Annotated in this window: 16 protein-coding genes and 1 pseudogene; 8 read left to right on the top strand and 9 right to left on the bottom strand. The window is 69.1% G+C overall.

Features of this window, described 5'->3' with window-relative positions; genetic code table 11:
• Positions 1-73 precede the first annotated feature (73 nt).
• The 3 genes from ACJ512_RS01470 to ACJ512_RS01460 all read left to right on the top strand — a co-directional run bounded on the left by ACJ512_RS01470 (position 74) and on the right by ACJ512_RS01460 (position 4108).
• Positions 74-1036, top strand: coding sequence for a PE-PPE domain-containing protein (locus ACJ512_RS01470; protein WP_407684908.1), 963 nt, complete (start codon positions 74-76; stop codon positions 1034-1036).
• A gap of 118 nt (positions 1037-1154) precedes the next feature.
• Positions 1155-2603 carry a PE family protein gene (locus ACJ512_RS01465; protein ID WP_407684909.1) on the top strand — a complete coding sequence of 483 codons (1449 nt, stop codon included), beginning with the start codon at positions 1155-1157 and terminating at the stop codon, positions 2601-2603.
• 89 nt (positions 2604-2692) lie between these two features.
• The gene (locus ACJ512_RS01460; RefSeq protein WP_407684910.1) at positions 2693-4108 is read left to right on the top strand and encodes a PE family protein; all 1416 of its coding nucleotides are present in this window, start codon (positions 2693-2695) and stop codon (positions 4106-4108) included.
• A gap of 5 nt (positions 4109-4113) precedes the next feature.
• Here the strand turns inward: ACJ512_RS01460 and ACJ512_RS01455 are convergent, their stop codons facing one another.
• Positions 4114-4737 (bottom strand): TetR/AcrR family transcriptional regulator, encoded by a 624-nt coding sequence (locus ACJ512_RS01455; protein ID WP_407684911.1) that lies wholly within the window; start codon positions 4735-4737, stop codon positions 4114-4116.
• A 156-nt stretch (positions 4738-4893) separates the two neighbouring features.
• Between ACJ512_RS01455 and ACJ512_RS01450 the strand changes: the two genes are divergently transcribed.
• Positions 4894-5019 (top strand): hypothetical protein, encoded by a 126-nt coding sequence (locus tag ACJ512_RS01450; protein ID WP_090350544.1) that lies wholly within the window; start codon positions 4894-4896, stop codon positions 5017-5019.
• A gap of 8 nt (positions 5020-5027) precedes the next feature.
• Here ACJ512_RS01450 and ACJ512_RS01445 read toward each other — a convergent pair whose 3' ends face one another.
• The 4 genes from ACJ512_RS01445 to ACJ512_RS01430 all read right to left on the bottom strand — a co-directional run bounded on the left by ACJ512_RS01445 (position 5028) and on the right by ACJ512_RS01430 (position 8601).
• A complete protein-coding gene (locus tag ACJ512_RS01445) occupies positions 5028-6452 on the bottom strand; it encodes an NAD(P)(+) transhydrogenase (Re/Si-specific) subunit beta (protein ID WP_407684912.1) in 1425 nt (474 codons plus the stop codon).
• Positions 6449-6772: an NAD(P) transhydrogenase subunit alpha part 2 gene (locus ACJ512_RS01440; RefSeq protein ID WP_407684913.1), complete on the bottom strand. Its 324-nt coding sequence runs from the start codon at positions 6770-6772 to the stop codon at positions 6449-6451. Before ACJ512_RS01440 ends, ACJ512_RS01445 begins: the two co-directional genes overlap by 4 nt.
• Positions 6772-7875 carry a Re/Si-specific NAD(P)(+) transhydrogenase subunit alpha gene (locus tag ACJ512_RS01435; RefSeq protein ID WP_407684914.1) on the bottom strand — a complete coding sequence of 368 codons (1104 nt, stop codon included), beginning with the start codon at positions 7873-7875 and terminating at the stop codon, positions 6772-6774. The genes ACJ512_RS01440 and ACJ512_RS01435 overlap by 1 nt, the downstream gene beginning before the upstream one ends.
• Before the next feature lie 264 nt (positions 7876-8139).
• Complete coding sequence (locus ACJ512_RS01430) at positions 8140-8601, bottom strand: DUF1348 family protein (protein WP_407684915.1); 462 nt, start codon at positions 8599-8601, stop codon at positions 8140-8142.
• A 123-nt stretch (positions 8602-8724) separates the two neighbouring features.
• Here ACJ512_RS01430 and ACJ512_RS01425 point away from each other — a divergent pair, with 123 nt between their 5' ends.
• The 4 genes from ACJ512_RS01425 (at position 8725) to ACJ512_RS01410 (ending at position 14481) form a co-directional block, all read left to right on the top strand.
• Positions 8725-9945, top strand: coding sequence for an acyl-CoA dehydrogenase family protein (locus ACJ512_RS01425; RefSeq protein ID WP_407684999.1), 1221 nt, complete (start codon positions 8725-8727; stop codon positions 9943-9945).
• Positions 9938-10762 carry a tyrosine-protein phosphatase gene (locus tag ACJ512_RS01420; RefSeq protein WP_407684916.1) on the top strand — a complete coding sequence of 275 codons (825 nt, stop codon included), beginning with the start codon at positions 9938-9940 and terminating at the stop codon, positions 10760-10762. The genes ACJ512_RS01425 and ACJ512_RS01420 overlap by 8 nt, the downstream gene beginning before the upstream one ends.
• A gap of 163 nt (positions 10763-10925) precedes the next feature.
• A complete protein-coding gene (locus ACJ512_RS01415; protein ID WP_407684917.1) occupies positions 10926-12707 on the top strand; it encodes a PE-PPE domain-containing protein in 1782 nt (593 codons plus the stop codon).
• Positions 12708-12783: 76 nt separating this feature from the next.
• On the top strand, positions 12784-14481 hold the full coding sequence (locus tag ACJ512_RS01410) for a PE family protein (RefSeq protein ID WP_407684918.1): 1698 nt from the start codon (positions 12784-12786) through the stop codon (positions 14479-14481).
• A 4-nt stretch (positions 14482-14485) separates the two neighbouring features.
• On the opposite strand, the gene ACJ512_RS01405 is transcribed toward ACJ512_RS01410, so the two are convergent.
• The 4 genes and pseudogenes from ACJ512_RS01405 to ACJ512_RS01390 all read right to left on the bottom strand — a co-directional run bounded on the left by ACJ512_RS01405 (position 14486) and on the right by ACJ512_RS01390 (position 17131).
• A complete protein-coding gene (locus ACJ512_RS01405) occupies positions 14486-14650 on the bottom strand; it encodes a hypothetical protein (RefSeq protein WP_407684919.1) in 165 nt (54 codons plus the stop codon).
• Between the two features lie 167 nt (positions 14651-14817).
• Positions 14818-15486 (bottom strand): transglutaminase-like domain-containing protein, encoded by a 669-nt coding sequence (locus ACJ512_RS01400; protein WP_407684920.1) that lies wholly within the window; start codon positions 15484-15486, stop codon positions 14818-14820.
• Positions 15487-15635: 149 nt separating this feature from the next.
• A pseudogene (locus tag ACJ512_RS01395) lies at positions 15636-16025 on the bottom strand (BtrH N-terminal domain-containing protein); the annotation flags it as partial.
• Complete coding sequence (locus ACJ512_RS01390) at positions 16025-17131, bottom strand: NDMA-dependent alcohol dehydrogenase (RefSeq protein ID WP_407684921.1); 1107 nt, start codon at positions 17129-17131, stop codon at positions 16025-16027. The gene ACJ512_RS01390 and the pseudogene ACJ512_RS01395, both read right to left, overlap by 1 nt.
• Positions 17132-17167 lie beyond the last annotated feature (36 nt).

Genomic DNA, 17167 nt, shown 5'->3' with positions numbered 1-17167 from the left:
TACCCTCGGTGCACACCTAGTCGCCTCGGCAAGGACGGGGGGAGATGTCGCAGGTGTTCACCGCCCCGGGGTTTTGGCGTCGACGGCCGCCGACGTCGCCGGCATCGGTTCGGCGATCAGCGCGGCGATCGCCCAAGCCGCCGTTCCCACAACGGGTTTGGCGGCAGCAGCGCAGGACGAGGTGTCGGCGGGCGCCGCCCGGTTCTTCGCCGCGTTCGGCCGGGACTACCACGCCGTGGTCGCGCGGGCTTCGGCCTTCCACGACGAGTTCACCCGCGCGCCGGCGGCCGCGGCGAGCACCTACGCCCAGGCCGAGGCGGCCGGCGCGGCGCTGCTGCCGGGCGGGATCGGCGGACCGGCGCCGACCGTGAGCGCCGGGCCCGCCGCCGCGCTGGCCGCCCTGTCGACGCCGGCCGCCGGCGGGACCACGGAGGCGCTGATCCTGGGCCACACCGGTACCGCGTTGCCCGGCCCGCAGTACCTGGCAGCCATCGCCAACGCGTTCATGGGCTACTTCTACGTGCACGACACCTGCCCGATGATGACGCCCGACCAGGTCGCCCACGCCGTCCCGTTGCCGACGTCGCCCGGCTACACCCAGTACTACATGGTCATGACGCAGAATCTGCCGCTGCTGCAGCCGATCCGCGACATCCCCTATGCCGGGCCGCCGATCGCCGACCTGTTCCAGCCCGATCTGCGGGTGCTCGTGGAGATGGGTTACGCCGACTACGGGGCCGGCGGCGACTACGCGAACATCCCCACCCCGGCGGGGCTGTTCTCGGTGCCCAACCCGTTCACCGTCATTCCCGACCTGGCGCTGGGCTCCGTGCAGGGCCCCTACGGCGCCGCGGTGGACATCGGGGTCGAGGCCGGGCTGCTCTCGCCGTCGATGTACCCGAGCGTCTACCCGTGGGTCCCCTCGGTCGACCCGCACCTCAACGTCTTCTTCGGCCAGCCGGGCACGACGCTGCTGTCGGTGCTGAGCGGGGACGCCGGGCAGGTGCTCGACCTCATTCCGCCGGTCCTGAACTGAGCCCGGCCGGCCGCACCTGAGCATGCTATGAAGGTTCGGCAAGCGCAGGACGTCCCGGCCGGACGGCTCCAGTCTCTTCTGATGCCCGACCGCCGGGGCAGGGGGATTGACGGGGAACATGTCGTATTTGACAACCGCGCCCGACGCGCTCGCGTCGGCGACCGCGGACGTGCAGCGCATCGGTGCGGCGATCGACGCGGCCGGCGCCGACGCGTCCGGCCCGACGACCGGCCTGGTCGCGGCGGCCGAGGACGAGGTGTCGGCGGCGGTCGCCAGGCTGTTCGGCGCCTACGCCGAGCAGAACCAGGCCCTGCTGGCGCAGGCGGCGGACTTCCACAACCGGTTCGCCCAGGCGCTGGCCGCCGCCGGCAACTCCTACGCCCAGGCCGAGGCCGCCGGGGCGAGCCTGCTGGGCCAGTCCGCGGTCGCCACCGCGCCCACGGGGGCCGTGAGCTTCGCGTCCACGCTGCCGTCGTTGCCGGTGACGGCGCTGATCATGGGCGGCGCGCACAACCCGGGCCCGGTGCAGTACTACATCGACGAGGTCAACACCGCCTACATCCAGCCGCTGATCAGCGGGGCCAATCCGCTGGGCGTGTTCACCCCCGAGCAGTTCTGGCCGATCACCCCCGAACTCGGCAACACCCTCACGTTCGGCCAGTCCGTCACCCAGGGGGTCAGCCTGCTCAACACCGCGATCAACAACCAGATCGCGCTGGGCAACAACGCACTGGTGCTCGGCTACTCCGAGAGTGCCACGATCGCCACCAACGAGATCAACGCGCTGCTGGCCCTGCCCACCGCGGCGCAACCCAGCGCGAGCCAGCTCGCGTTTTTGCTGCTCGGCGACCCCAACAATCCCGTCGGCGGCATCCTGGAGCGGTTCACCGGCTTCTACGTTCCGCTGCTCGACGTGCCGTTCAACGGAGCCACCCCCCAATCCCCTTGGCACACTTCGATTTACACGATCCAATACGACGGCATCGCCGACTTCCCGCAGTACCCGCTGAACCTGGTGTCGGACCTCAACGCCATCATGGGCCTGTCCCTGCACTCCCACTACCCATTGCTGACGGCCAGCCAGGTCGCCAATGCCGTGCCGTTGCCGACGTCGGGCGGCAACACCGACTACTACATGGTCCTGACCCAGAACCTGCCGCTGGTGCAACCGATCCGCGACTACGTCCCCTACGTGGGCAATGCGTTGGCCGACCTGGTCCAGCCCGATCTGCGGGTGCTGGTCGACCTGGGCTACGCCGACTACGGCCCCGACGGCAACTACGCGAACGTCCCGACCCCGGCCGGGTTGTTCGAAATCCCCAACCCGTTCACCGTCATCCCGGACCTGGGCACCGGCGCCGTGCAGGGGGTGCAGGCGGCGATGGTGGACCTGGGCTACCTGCCCCCGTCCGCGCTGCCGACCGCCTACCCGTACGCGCCGGCGCTCAGTCCGCACCTCAACGTCTTCCTCGGCCAGCCGAGTACGACGCTGCTGTCGACGCTGACCGGGGCCGTCGGGCCCGTCTTGCACCTGATCCCGCCCGTGACCGACCTGCCCCAGCTCTGATCGGCCGCGGGACTTTCTACCCTTCTCACCGCCCTGTCCCCGCGGTCACGATGGCCGCGTAGGAGTCGTCGTCATCGAGGGGGCGCGGGATGTCGTACGTGCTCACGTCCCCGCAGTTGATGACGACGGCGGCCGCGGACCTCGAGGCGGTCGACGCGTCGATCGGCGCGGCGCAGGCGGCCGCGGCGGGATCAACCTCCGGCGTGGTCGCGGCGGGCCGCGACGAGGTGTCGGCCGCTGTCGCTGCCGTGTTCGGCGCGTACGGGCGGGCGTACCGGCGGGCCGTCGAGGAGGCCGCGGCGTTTCACGCCGAGTTCACCCGGGCGCTGGCCGCCGCGGGCAACGCCTACGCGCACGCGGAGGCGGCCAACGCGGCGCTGCTGTCGGGTCAGACGCCGATCGGCTCGGCGGCCGCGCCCCCGCTCACCGCGCTGATCATGGGTGGGACGGGCAACTCCGCACCGGCGCCCGGCTACATCGGGTCCGTCAACACGTCCTACATCCAGACCCTGTTCCCCGGCGCGATCCCGCAGGGCCTGTTCACCCCCGAACAGTTCTGGCCGTTCACCTTTGGCCTCGGCGACCTCAAGATCGGCCAGTCCGTCGCCGCGGGCGTCCCGCTGCTGGACAGCGCGATCCGCGCGCAACTCGGCGCGGGAAACGACGTCGTCGTCTTCGGCTACTCGCAGAGCGCCGCGGTCGCCACCGACGAGATCCGTGCGCTGGCGGCGCTGCCGGCCGCGCTGCGCCCCGACCCGAGCCGGTTGTCCTTCGTGCTGACCGCCGATCCCAACAACCCCGACGGGGGTCTACTCGAGCGCTTCCCGGGCTTCTACCTGCCGTTCCTCGATATGTCTTTCAACGGGGCGACCCCGCCGAACTCGCCGTTCCCGACCAGCATCTACACGTCCCAGTACGACGGCATCGCCGACGCCCCGCAATACCCGTTCAACTTCCTGACCGACCTCAACGCGTTCATGGGCGACCTCTACGCGCACGACTACGCGGGTTTCACGCCCACCCAGATCGCGACCGCCCAACCGTTGCCGGTGTCTCCCGGTTACACGGGCGACACCCACTACTACATGGTGCTGACCCAGCACTTGCCGCTGCTGGCCCCGATCCGCGGCATCCCGTTCGTGGGCCCCCCGATCGCCGACCTGGTCCAGCCCGACCTGCGGGTGCTCGTCGACCTCGGCTACGGCAACTACGGGCCGGGCGGCGACTACGCGAACGTCCCCACCCCGGCGCGGCTGTTCCAGGTCATCGACCCGTTCACCGTCGGCGCCGATCTGGCCATCGGAGCCGTGCAGGGCCCCCAGGCCGCCCTGGTCGACGTCGGCCTGCTGCCGCCGTCGTGCCTGCCGGACGCCTACCCGTACCTTCCGTCCGCGGACCCGGGCCTCTCGCTGAACCTCGGACAACCCAGCGTGACCGGGCTGTCCCTGCTCAGCGGGGCCCTCGGCTCGATCTTCCGGCTGATCCCGCCCGGGCCGTACTGCTAGCGCCCCTACGGCCCCAGCGGCGACGTCTGGCGGATCGTCTCGTCACGGATCAGCCCCCGCAGCAGCGCGGTGCTGAACTCGGCGGCGATCTCCTTGGCGCTGCGCCGCCCGCTGGGCCGCAGCCAGCGATAGCTGCCCAGCGTCATGCCGATGTAGCCCAGCGCGACCACGTGTGAGTCGCACTCGTAGAACTCGCCGCTGGCGATCCCGCGGTCGATGAGGCCGTGCACGTGCTCGTAGACCTGGGCTTCCTTCTCGCGCACCTCGGCGACCTGCTCGGCGGTGAACCACTCGGCGATGTAGGGCGCTTCCTGGAAGTAGACGGCGGCGCGCTCGGGGTTGTCGGCGATCCCGCCGAGCAGCCGCACGGTGTACTGGTAGAACGCCTCACGCGCCGTCCACGACGGGTCGTCGTGGACGGCGGCCAGCGTGCCCTCGGCGGCCTGGCGGTAGATGTCGAACAGGATCAGCGACTTGCTGGCGTAATAGTGGTAGACGGTCGCCTTGTTCAGGCCGATCACGTCGGCCACGTCGTCCATCCGGGTGCCGTGATAGCCGCGGGCGGCGAACAGCTTGGTGGCAACGGCCAGTAATTCCTCGCGGCGGGAAACCCCGGTCTCGGATGGCATCTGCACTCGCTATCGTCCATTGCCGGGGCCGGGCGCGACCCCGGACCAGGCTAGCTGTCAATCAACTGGTTGGACAGTTTAGGCGGGTGTTGCGCCGAGGTGGATGGGACTAGACTTAACGCCGAACCAGTCGTTACCGACTACAGGGGTGGCCCAATGGATCCGAGCCCGGACTACGACGCGAGCGACGAGATCGAGTTCTTCCTGCGCTATGTGCCGTGGGGTCTGCGCGGGGTCGTCGACGGCAACGGCTACCCGCCGCCGGCCTACCCGCCCGTCTAGCAGACCGCTTACAGCGCCTTGAGTTCCTCGGCGACCTCGGTCACCGACTTCTTCGCGTCGCCGAACAGCATGGTCGTTCCCTCGCCGTAGAACAGCGGGTTGTCGATGCCCGCGAAACCGGAGTTCATCGACCGCTTCAGCACGATCACCGACTTGGCCTTGTCGACGTTGAGGATCGGCATGCCGTAGATCGGGCTGGACTTCTCGTTGCGGGCCGCCGGGTTGGTGACGTCGTTGGCGCCGATGACGATCGCGACGTCGGTGCGGGCGAACTCGTCGTTGATGTCGTCCATGTCCTTCATCGCGTCGTAGTCGACCTCGGCCTCGGCCAGCAGCACGTTCATGTGGCCGGGCATGCGACCGGCCACCGGGTGGATGGCGTACTTGACCGTCACACCCTTGTCTTCCAGCAGCGCCGCCATGTCCTTGACCGCGTGCTGGGCCTGCGCCACGGCCAGGCCGTAGCCCGGCACCACGATCACCTGGTTGGCGTAGGCCATCTGGATCGCCGCGTCGGCGGCCGAGGTGGCCTTGACGACCTTGTCGCCGGCGTCGCCGCCGCCGGGGGCCACGCCGCCACCGCCGAACCCGCCCGCCACGATCGCGGGAATGGAGCGGTTCATCGCCTTGGCCATCAGGTTGGTCAGGATCGAACCGGACGCGCCGACGATCATGCCGGCCACGATCATCGCGGTGTTGTTCAGCGCCAGCCCCGCCGCGGCGGCCGACAGGCCGGTCATCGCGTTCAGCAGGGAGATGACCACCGGCATGTCGGCGCCACCGATGGGCAGCACCACCATCAGGCCCAGCACCCCGGCGGCGGCCAGCAGGCCGATCATCCACCACAGCGACACACCGCCGCTGCCGGGATGGGCGTGCAGGCCGATGACCACCGCGGCGGCCACGGCCGCGGTCAGCAGCAGCAGGTTGATCGGCTGCTGGATCCGGCCGAAGCCGATCGGCTTGCCGGAGATGATCTCCTGCAGCTTGCCGAACGCGATGATCGAGCCCCAGAACGAGATCGAGCCGATGATCGCGGCGAACAGCGAGGCCACCACGATGTGCACGGTCGGCGACTCACCGTGCTGGAACGCCGAGAAGCCGCTGGTCTCCATGAACTCCGACAGCGCGATCAGCGCGACGGTGCCACCGCCGACGCCGTTGAAGAACGCCACCAGCTGCGGCATCGCGGTCATCTTGGTCAGCCGCGCCGGCGGCACGCCGAGCACCACACCGACGACCAGGCCGGCGATGATCAGCGGCCACTGGGTGGTGTCGCGGATCATGACCAGCGTCGCCGCCACCGCCAGGGTCATGCCGACCGCGGCGATCAGGTTGCCGCGCACCGCGGTCTTGGGGCCGGTCAGGCCCATCAAGCCATAGATGAACAGCGAGAACGCGATGATGTAGAGGACGGTGATCAGGTAGTTCATTTGCCCGCAGGCTCCTCAATTTTGGCGGGCTTCTTCTTGCCCTTGAACATGCCCAGCATCCGGTCGGTGACGATGAAGCCGCCGATGACGTTCAGCGTCCCGAACACCACCGCCACGAACAGGATGATCTGCAGGGCGATCGACGGGTGCTCGACCTTGCCGAACACCACCAGCGCCCCCAGGACCACGATCCCGTGGATGGCGTTGGTCCCCGACATCAGCGGGGTGTGCAGCGTGTTGGGGACCTTGGAGATCACCGCGAACCCGACGAACCCGGACAACACCAGGATCGCCAGGTTCTGCAACAGCTCGTCGTACATCAGGAGTCCTCTCCGGTGCGGGTCACGCACGCCGCCGCGACGATTTCGTCGTCGAAGTCCGGGGCCAGCTTGCCGTCTTTGACCAGCAGGTCCAGCAGTGCGGTGATGTTCTTGCTGTACAGCTCGCTGGCGTGCTCGGGCATCGTGGCCGGCAGGTTCAGCGGCGCGGCGATGGTGACGTCGTGCTTGACGACGGTCTGGCCGGGTTCGGTCAGCTCGCAGTTGCCGCCGGTCTCGCCGGCCAGGTCCACCACGACGCTGCCCGGCTTCATGCCCTGCACGGCCGCGGCGGTCACCAGCCGCGGTGCGGGCCGGCCCGGGACCAGGGCGGTGGTGATCACCACGTCGAAGCCGGTGATGGCCTCTTCGAGGGCCTTCTGCTGCTGGGCGCGCTCCTCCTCGGTGAGCTCGCGGGCGTAGCCGCCCTCGCCCGCCGCGTCGATGCCCAGCTCGAGCCACCGGGCGCCCACCGAGCGCACCTGGTCGGCCACCTCGGGCCGCACGTCGTATCCGGTGGTGCGCGCACCCAGGCGCTTGGCGGTCGCCAGGGCCTGCAGCCCGGCCACGCCGACGCCGAGCACCAGCACGGTGGCCGGCTTCACGGTGCCCGCCGCCGTGGTCAGCATCGGGAAGAACCGGGTCGACTCCCAGGCCGCGACCAGCACGGCCTTGTAGCCGGACACGTTGGCCTGCGAGGACAGCGCGTCCATCGCCTGGGCGCGCGAGATGCGCGGGATGGCCTCGAGCGCGTAGGCGTGCACCCCGGCGCTCTTCAGCGCGCCGATCGCGTTGTCGGCGTTGCGGGGCGCCAGGAAGCCGATCAGCGTCTGGCCGGCGCGCAGCTTGGCGACCTCGGCGGCGGTCGGCGGGGCGACCTTGACCACGACGTCGGCGCCCCACGCGTCGCCGATGCTCGCCCCGGCCTCGGTGTAGAGGGCGTCGGGCAGCAGCGCCTTCTCGCCGGCGCCGGATTCGACGACGACGTTGACACCGCTTTTCACCAGGGGTGCGACCGCCTTGGGGACCAGCGCGACCCTGCGCTCGCCGGCCCCGGACTCGGCGACCACACCGACCGTGACGGGCGCTGCCTGCGAATCTGTCATGACGCGTACATCTACTTTCCCGTGCTTTCTGCCGGTGGATGGTTCCACCGATGGATATGGCGCCGGCTCGGCCGCGCGCTTGGCTACCATAACGCGCGCCGCATTCACCACCGACCCCTGATCAGCCGGGCAGACCAACCCGGCAACCGATCGGCTGTCCCGGTCGATGCTTCGCCACCGGGCGGCGATTCGGTAGCTGTCGCTGTGTTGTGGGGCCACAAGACGGCGTTGTGTTGCGACAACGCGTGACCAACAGCCGCACCGTCACCACATGGGGATGTCCTGGCCGTGTTCGGCGGCCGGGCGCGGCCCGAACCAGCGCCGCTCGGACTCGTCGATCGGCACGTCGTTGATGCTGGCCTCGCGCCGCCCCATCAGCCCCGACGGGGCGAATTCCCACAGTTCGTTGCCGTAGCTGCGGTACCACCGGCCGTCGCGGTTGCGGCATTCGTACTGGAACCGCACGGCGATGCGGTTGTCGTGGAAGTCCCACAGGCTCTTGCGCAGCGAGTAGTCGAGTTCGCGCTGCCACTTGCGCGTCAGGAGCGCCACGATGTCGGCGCGGCCGACGACGTACTCGCCGCGGTTGCGCCACCGCGAGTCCGGCGTGTAGGCGCGGCTGACGCGCTCGGGGTCGCAGGTGTTCCAGGCGTCCTCGGCGGCCTGCACCTTCCGCATCGCGGTCTCGCGGGTGAACGGGGGGAAGGGAGGCAGCGTCTCGGTCATGGCACACATTTTCCACCGCGAGCAGACACACCATCGCATGGATCTGCGCTGTTGAATGCGAGTCCGCGTCTGCTCGCGCCGCCGAATGTGAGGTGCCCTATCGTGACGGGCATGGACTTCGCGATGTCGGCCAAAGCAAGCGACTACCACCAGCGGTTGACCGAGTTCATGACCGAGCATGTCTTCGAAGCCGAGGCCGCCTACGACGAATACCGCCTCCAGGCCGGCCCCGACGACCACACCGTCCCGCCGGTCGTCGAGGAACTGAAGGCCAAGGCCAAGGAGCGCGGCCTGTGGAACCTGTTCCTGCCGGCCGAGTCGGGCCTGACCAACCTGGAGTACGCGCCGCTGGCCGAGCTCACCGGCTGGAGCCTGGAACTCGCGCCCGAGGCGCTCAACTGCGCGGCACCCGACACCGGCAACATGGAGACGCTGCACCTGTTCGCCACCGAGGAGCAGCGCCGGCAGTGGCTGGAGCCGCTGCTGGCCGGCGAGATCCGCAGCGCCTTCTCGATGACCGAGCCGGCGGTCGCCAGCAGCGACGCCCGCAACATCGAGACCTCCATCGTGCGCGACGGCGGCGACTACGTCATCAACGGCCGCAAGTGGTGGACGTCGGGGGCCTCGGACCCGCGCTGCAAGATCCTCATCGTCATGGGCCGCACCAACCCTGACGCGGCGAGCCACCAGCAGCAGTCGATGGTCCTGGTGCCGATCGACACCCCGGGTGTGACGGTGGTCCGCTCAACGACGGTGTTCGGTTATCAGGACCAGCCCGGGCACTGCGAGATCGTCTACGACAACGTGCGCGTGCCGGTCACCAACCTGCTCGGCGAGGAGGGCGGCGGCTTCGCGATCGCCCAGGCCCGGCTGGGTCCGGGCCGCATCCACCACTGCATGCGCGCGCTCGGCGGCGCCGAACGGGCGCTGGCCCTCATGGTCGACCGGGTACAGAACCGGGTGGCGTTTGGCCGCCCGCTGGCCGAGCAGGGCGTGGTGCGCGAGGCAATCGCCAAGTCCCGCAACGAGATCGACCAGGCCCGGCTGTTGTGCCATCAGGCGGCGTGGACCATCGACCAGCACGGCAACAAGGCCGCGCACACGCTGGTCTCCCAGATCAAGGCGGTGGCGCCGCAGGTGGCCTGCAACGTCATCGACCGCGCCATCCAGGTGCACGGCGCCGCCGGCGTCAGCGAGGACACCGTGCTGGCCCGGTCGTACGGCTGGCACCGCGCCATGCGCCTCTTCGACGGGCCCGACGAGGTGCACATGCGGACCATCGCGCGCGCCGAACTCGGCGCGGCCAAGTCCCCGCTGGCCGCGGCGGTCACGTCGCGTGGCTGAGGCGCCCCGGGAACTGTCGGGGGCGTGGAACTTTCGCGACGTCTCCGACGCCGTGTCGGCGCTGCGGCCCGGGCGCCTGTTCCGCTCCGGTGAGCTGAGCCGCCTCGACGACGCGGGGCGCGCCACGATGCGCCGACTGGGGGTCACCGACGTCGCCGACCTGCGGTCGGCGCGCGAGGTCGCCCGCCGCGGCCCGGGGCGGGTGCCCGACGGCGTCGATATCCACCTGCTGCCGGTGCCCGATCTCGCCGACGACGACCCCGCCAACGGCGACGAAGGGCAGGCGCCGCACGAGCACGCGTTCCGGCAACTGCTCCAGCGCGAGGAGGGCCTGTCGGTCGAGGAGGCCGCGGCCCGCTACATGATCGACGAATACCGGCAGTTCCCCACGCGCAACGGGGCGCAGCGCGCGGTGCACCGGGTCGTCACGCTGCTGGCCGCCGGCCGCCCGGTCCTCACGCATTGCTTCGCGGGCAAGGACCGCACCGGTTTCGTGGTGGCGACGGTGCTGGCGGCGGTCGGCGTCGACCGCGACGTCATCGTCGCGGATTTCCTGCGCAGCAACGACGCCGTCCCCCAGCTGCGGGCCGAGATCTCCGAGATGATCCGCCAGCGCGCCGAGGCCGAGGTCACCCCGGAGGTGGAGACCTTCGCCGAGGCCCGGCTGTCGGACGGGGTGCTGGGCGTGCGGGAGGAGTATCTGGCCGCCGCGTGGCAGACCATCGACGGCGAGTTCGGGTCGCTGCAGGCGTACCTGCACGACGCGGGCATCACCACCGACGACGTGGACCGGTTGCGCGCCGCGCTGTTCGGCTGACCGGCGCCGGAAGCCCGGCCCCGCAACGGTTCTCGCGGCCGGCGCAGCGGCCGGGAAATTGGGTGTGCAAAAGCCGCACGAAGAGACGCTCGCGGCTCTAAGATAACCGTGCCTGCTGAAGCGCTGGCCAACTCAAGAATCCTGGTCGTGAAGGGAATGCCCGATGACGAGCATGCTTGTGCAGCCCCAGTTGATGGCGACGGCCGCGTCCGACGCGGCGGGAATCGGTTCGGCGATCGAGCAGGCCCGCTCGGCGGCCGCGGCCCAGACGACCGGGCTGGTTGCGGCGGCCGAGGACGAGGTTTCCGCGGCCACCGCAGCGCTTTTCGGTTCCTACGGCCAGCAGTACCAGGCGATGATGGCGCAGGCGAGCACGTTCCACGACCAGTTCGTGGCGGCGCTGAACGCGGCCTCCAACGCCTACACCCAGGCCGAGGCGAGCATCGCCGGCACGCTGGGCCTCAGCTCCGCGGCTCCCACCGCCTCGTCGTCAGGCACGCCGTACACTCCGACGCAGACCAACGTCATCGCCCAGCTGATCCTGACCGGCAGCGGCACGGCGACGCCGTCGCTGACTTACATGAACAATGTCGCCAGCCGCTACCTGACCGAGTTCACGCTTCCTTCGGGCTTTGTCAACCAGGCCGTCTCCACCGCCGAGGGGCTGTATCCGTTCACCGGGGTCAAGGACCTGACGCTGAACATCTCGCTGGCCCGCGACGTCACCGAGCTGAACAACGCCATCACCGGTGTCACAGGGTTCGCACCCGGCAACGGCTCCGCAATCTCCGTGCTCACCTACTCGCAGAGCTCGATCGCCGCGTCGATGGCGATGCCGATCCTGCACAACCTTGGCTACACGTCCAGCCAGATCAACTTCACCCTGCTGGGTGACCCCAGCGCCCCCAACGGCGGGCTGTTCGCCCGCTTCCCCGGCCTGAGCCTGCCGAGCCTGGGGGTCACGTTCGGCAACTCGACGCCCAGCGACATGTTCAACACCACGATCTACTCGCTGGAGTACGACGGCTTCGCCGACTTCCCGCAGTACCCGATCGACATCTTCTCCGACCTCAACGCGCTGGCCGGCATCGTCTTCATCCACGGCACCTACCCGACCCTGTCGGCCTCGCAGATCGCCTCGGGGTTCCTGCTGCCGGGGTCGGCGCAGCTCGGCACTCCCGGCGGCAGCGCCCTGACCAACTACGTCATGATCCCCACCCAGAACCTGCCGCTGCTGGACCCGCTGCGCGCCATCCCCGTGATCGGCAACCCGCTGGCCGACCTGGTCCAGCCCGACCTGCGCTACCTGGTCAACTGGGGCTACGGCAACCCCGAGTACGGCTACTCCACCGGGTTGGCCAACGTGCAGACCCCCTTCGGGTTCCTGCCGCCGCTGAGCGCGACCACCGCCCTGGGACCGCTGCTGGTCAGCGGCGCCCAGCAGGGCGCGGCCGCGTTCGGGGCCGACATCTCGGCCATGCTGCCCACGTCGCTGCCCGCCATGGCGCTGCCCACCCTGTCGGTGCCGGGCATCGCGGGCGCGCTGTCCGGCGGCGCGTCGTCGGGGACAACCGCGCTGGCGCTGCCCACCGTGGCGTCCATCCCGACCACGCTCACCAACCTCATCGGCGGCATCGAGAACGCCAACAACACCATCGTCGGGGGCTTCACCACCGACATCTCCACCGCCTACGCCACCCTGCTCCCGACGGCCGACATCGCCACGGCCGTGGTGGTGTCGCTGCCGTCCTACGACCTCAACCTGTTCCTCAACGGGATCACGCAAGCCATCAACGGCAACCCGATGGGCCTGGTCAACGCGATCGGCGACCCGATCGCCGCCGACACCGGACTGGTCACGCTGGCCGGCGGCTTCGAGTTCATCAACTTCGAGAATGCCCTGCAGACGATCCTGCTCGGGACGCCGAACCCGGGCCCCTACTGACCGTTCCCGCACCGAAAAGCTTTGAGCGCCAAACAAAACCGCGTTGACGCCGTCCGACCGCAGATAGGGTGACCCGATGCCGTTTGTCTTCGCCCAGCCGCAGGCGATCGCGACGGCGGTCGCCGACGTCTCCGGGATCGGGTCGGCGATCGGGGCGGCCAACGCCGACGCGGCGGGCGCGACGACCGGCCTGCAGGCCGCGGCCGCCGACGAGGTGTCCGCGGTCACCGCGAACCTGTTCAGCGCGTACGCCCAGGAATACCAGGCGCTGCTGCGGCAGGCGCAGAGTTTCCACGACGAGTTCGCCCGGGCGCTGACCGGCGCCGCAACCGCCTACGCGGCAACCGAATCCGCGGCGGCCACTGCCCTCGGCGCATCCGGCGCGGCGGGCACCACGGCGCTGGCCACCAGCACGACACCGGTGCAGACCGCGCTCATCCTGGGCGCCAGCGGCGTGCCGATCCCCGACGCCAAGTACATCGCCACCGCGTACGGCAACTACGTCTCCCGCGACTTCACCGCGAGCAACATCCAGGGTCTGTTCACCCCCGAGGGCCTGTACCCGATCACCGGGATCAAGGACCTGACCCTGAACATCTCGGTGGACCGGGGCCTGACGATCCTCAACAACGCGCTCACCGGGCCCAACGCGCCGACCCAGCCCGTCACCGTCTTCGGCTACTCGCAGGGCGCCATCCTGGCCGCCCTGGAGCTGCCGAATCTCGTTGCCGCCCATGTGCCGACGTCCGACGTGAGCTTCGTGCTCGTCGGCAACGAGATGACCCCCAACGGCGGCATGCTCGCCCGCTTCCCCGGCCTGGACCTGCCCAGTCTCGGCATCCCCTTCTATGGCGGAATGGCCTCGAACACCGGGTACTCGATCTACAACTACACGCTGGAATACGACGGCTTCGCCGACTTCCCGCAGTACCCGATCGACATCCTGGCCGATCTCAACGCCTTCGCGGGCATCGCGTTCGTGCACGGCACGTACCTGACGATCCCGGCGAGCCAGATCTCGCAGGCCATCACCCTTCCGGTGTCGCCGGGCTACGACGGCGGCTCCCACTACTACATGATCCCCACCCAGAACCTGCCGTTGCTGGAACCGCTGCGCGCGATCCCGGGCATCGGCAACCCGCTGGCCGACCTGCTGCAGCCGGATTTGAGGTATCTGGTCAACTGGGGCTACGGCGACCCCAACTACGGCTACTCGACCGGCTACGCCAACGTCACCACGCCGTTCGGGGTGTTACCGCCGCTCAACGCCACCCTGGCCCTGGGCCCCGACCTGCTCAGCGGCGCCTACCAGGGAATCCTGGCCGCCGGAAGCGATTTGAGCGCGCAGGGGCTGCCGTCGCTGAGCCTGTCGGCGCCGGCGCTGCCGAGCCTGGGCGGCGCACCGCCGGCCGTGCCGACGGGCATCTCGCTGACGTCCGCGCTCGACGGCGCCATCTCGGGCCTCGAGAACGCCAACACCGGATTCGCCAACGCCCTCGCCTCCGACGTCTCGACCGCCTACGCGACGCTGCTGCCGACCGCCGACATCGCGACGGCCCTGGTCGTCACGCTGCCGTCCTACGACGCCAACCTGTTCCTCAACGGGATCACGCAGGCGATCAACGGCCAGCCGCTCCAGGGCCTCGCCAACGCGATCGGCCAGCCCATCGCCGCCGATGTGGGCCTGGGCACCCTGGCCGGCGGTGTCGAATTCCTCACCGTCGCCAGCGCGCTCGACACCATCCTGACCGGGACGCCGCACCCCTCGCCGTAGCCGGCTACGGTTCCCGCGCGAACGACATTTTCTGTGCCCCAAGATTCTTCAGCGTCGACGCGCTGCCATTCCCGAACCTAGTTCTCGGGTGGTGGTGGTCGATCGTCACGACTGTGAGCGCATCGCCGATGACTTCCTCGCCGCGCACCGCCGCAAGTTCGATGAGCACGCGTCGTAGGCCCTGGCCAAACCACCCGCATCAGCGCGCGGCCTCGCCCGCCGCCCGGTACGGCTAACTCGTGGACCTGAGATCAGCCACGATTGTTCGATCCGGCCGGACACTGTAAGCGAATAAATTTCGCGGTTATCGCGACGTGTGAGCCGCCCCGGTAGAGCTTATTTTGCGAAGGCGTCGCGCTCGGTGGGGTGGGTTTGCAGTAGCGGGCCGTAACGTTGCCGGAGTTCTGTGATGATTTCGGTGAAGGGCAGGTCATGGTACCAGCCGCGGTCATGAAGGTATTCCATGTGCTGGTGGCCTTCGCTGTCGAAGGCGTGCAGGAGGGCGTCGTGTTCGCCGTCGAAGTCGATTGGGGACACACCGAATCGGGCGCATAGTTCGGCGTTGAACGCCGGTGTCGCCTTGACCCAGCGGTCGTTGACGAACAGTTCGCTGTAGCCGTGGTAGACGAACAGGTCGGTGCCGCCCATCCGGGCTCGCAGCGTGGCCGTTTGTAGGTGGTTGCGTACGTCGGCGAAACCCAGTCGGGCTGGTATACCCGCGGCGCGGGCCGCCGCGGTGAGCAGGACCGCCTTGGGGACGCAGTAGGCGCGGGTAGCGGTGGCGACGTAGCTGGCGCGGTAGTGGCCGGGATCGTCATCGACACTGTAGGGGTCGTACCAGATGTTGTCGCGGACGGCGAGGAAAAGGCGCTGAGCCCTCGTCACCGGATCGCGGCTGTCGCCGACCGCCGCCCGGGTGAAGCGCTGAACGTTGTCGTGGCGCCAGTCCAGGAACTCCGTGGTGTCCAGAAAGCTTGGATCGGGCTCGGTCGATGTGTGCGTCACAGAGGGCCTTTCGTCATCTACATGGTGGTATTCGGTGAGTTGTCACCGATCGCGCGGCGCAGTCCAGGGCGCCAGCCAGACGGTGTTCGGCGTCGGGAAGCCCCGCGGCCAGTTCGGCGACCGCGATACAGCGATCCTGCAGCGGTGCGGCGGCAGTAGGGCAGTTCGGCGATGTCGGCCCACACCATGACCGGTCGGCCGGAGTCGATTTCACCGGTCACCCACGCCCAGCCGACTTCCGGGTCGTCAGTGCAGCGCACACGGAACCCGGCGCCGATACGGGTCAGGTAGTCCTCTTCCAGCCCGCCTCCGCGCCCCACCAAATAGACTTGGGGCCGTAGCCGCGCGCAACGCACATAGACAAAATCCAGGGCGCCGCCGAGAGCGAACACCAAACCCTCGGTTGGCACTTCAGGCCCCCAACCGAGTCGAGCCCACTCGGTGAGATCACGCAACGCCCCCGACCCGCAGTCTCCACCCCTCCGGTGCCGGTACGGTATCTGCACAGACGTCTGACCCAACCCTGTCGCGCCAGTCATCAGAACCTGATGAGGCCTCGGATGTTGCGGCCTGATCTCATGTCGTCGTATCCCTCGTTGATCTGATCGAGGCTGTATTCCCGGGTGATCAGCTCGTCGAGTTTGAGTTGCCCGGCGTTGTAGAGTTCGACCAGCCGTGGGATGTCGTGGGCGGCGTTGGACGACCCGTACAACGCGCCGCGAATCTGCTTTTCGTACAACGTCAGTTCCAGCAGCGATCCCGACATCGAGGCGTCGTCGGGGTGCCCGATCGCGGTCACCACGACCCGGCCCCGCTTGCCCACCAATGACAGCGCCTCGCCGATGTAGGACGCCTCGGCCACGTCGGTGGTCAACACGCAGACGTCGGCGAGTTTGCCTCGGGTCAGATCGCTGACCAACGCCCACGCCTGATCGATCGTGGCGGCGGTGTGCGTCGCGCCGAAGCGGGCGGCTTGCTCGCGTTTGAACGCGACCGGGTCGACCGCGACGATCGTCAACGCTCCGGCGATGCGGGCGCCCTGGATGGCGTTCATGCCGATACCGCCCGCCCCCACCACGACCACGGTGTCCCCGGCGCGCACCTCCCCGGTGCGCACCGCCGACCCGTACCCCGTCGTGACACCGCACCCGATCAAGGCTGCCTTGTCCAGCGGGGTTCCGGCGTCGATTTTGACCAGTGAGGCTTTGGGCACCACGGTGTACTCGGAAAACGTTCCCAACAAACACATCTGACCGATGCCCTGGCCGCGGGCGTGGAAGCGGTAGGTGCCGTCGATCTGGGGGCCCATCATGATCGCCGCACCCATCTCGCACAGGTTGCCCATGCCGCGCGCACAATACGAGCAGCGTCCGCACGCGGGCAGGAACGTCAAAATGACCGAATCGCCCTCGTCGACGTCGTCGACGCCGGGCCCGACCGCGGCCACGGTGCCGGCACCTTCGTGTCCGCCCACCACCGGCAGCGGTATCGGCAGGTCGCCGGTGACCAGGTGTTCATCGGAATGACACAACCCGGTCGCGGTCAGCCGGACCAGCACCTCGTCGGGACCGGGGGGATCCAGCTCAACCTCCTCGACCTCCCATTTCTGGCCCAGATCCCACAGAATCGCTGCGCGTGTCTTCACCGTTTCACTCCTTGCACTGGGTGCTCCTGGTTTATC

Source organism: Mycobacterium cajalii, from assembly GCF_045809005.2.
Taxonomy (GTDB): Bacteria; Actinomycetota; Actinomycetes; order Mycobacteriales; family Mycobacteriaceae; genus Mycobacterium.
This window is presented reverse-complemented; position numbering and strand designations above follow the sequence as displayed.

Excerpts from the sequence above, each read along its gene's own strand:
- ACJ512_RS01440 (WP_407684913.1), bottom strand. The coding sequence starts at position 6,772 with ATGTACGACGAGCTGTTGCAGAACCTGGCGATCCTGGTGTTGTCCGGG.
- ACJ512_RS01450 (WP_090350544.1), top strand. The coding sequence starts at position 4,894 with ATGGATCCGAGCCCGGACTACGACGCGAGCGACGAGATCGAGTTCTTC.
- ACJ512_RS01445 (WP_407684912.1), bottom strand. The coding sequence starts at position 6,452 with ATGAACTACCTGATCACCGTCCTCTACATCATCGCGTTCTCGCTGTTC.
- ACJ512_RS01435 (WP_407684914.1), bottom strand. The coding sequence starts at position 7,875 with ATGACAGATTCGCAGGCAGCGCCCGTCACGGTCGGTGTGGTCGCCGAG.
- ACJ512_RS01410 (WP_407684918.1), top strand. The coding sequence starts at position 12,784 with ATGCCGTTTGTCTTCGCCCAGCCGCAGGCGATCGCGACGGCGGTCGCC.
- ACJ512_RS01430 (WP_407684915.1), bottom strand. The coding sequence starts at position 8,601 with ATGACCGAGACGCTGCCTCCCTTCCCCCCGTTCACCCGCGAGACCGCG.
- ACJ512_RS01465 (WP_407684909.1), top strand. The coding sequence starts at position 1,155 with ATGTCGTATTTGACAACCGCGCCCGACGCGCTCGCGTCGGCGACCGCG.
- ACJ512_RS01415 (WP_407684917.1), top strand. The coding sequence starts at position 10,926 with ATGACGAGCATGCTTGTGCAGCCCCAGTTGATGGCGACGGCCGCGTCC.
- ACJ512_RS01425 (WP_407684999.1), top strand. The coding sequence starts at position 8,725 with ATGTCGGCCAAAGCAAGCGACTACCACCAGCGGTTGACCGAGTTCATG.
- ACJ512_RS01460 (WP_407684910.1), top strand. The coding sequence starts at position 2,693 with ATGTCGTACGTGCTCACGTCCCCGCAGTTGATGACGACGGCGGCCGCG.
- ACJ512_RS01455 (WP_407684911.1), bottom strand. The coding sequence starts at position 4,737 with ATGCCATCCGAGACCGGGGTTTCCCGCCGCGAGGAATTACTGGCCGTT.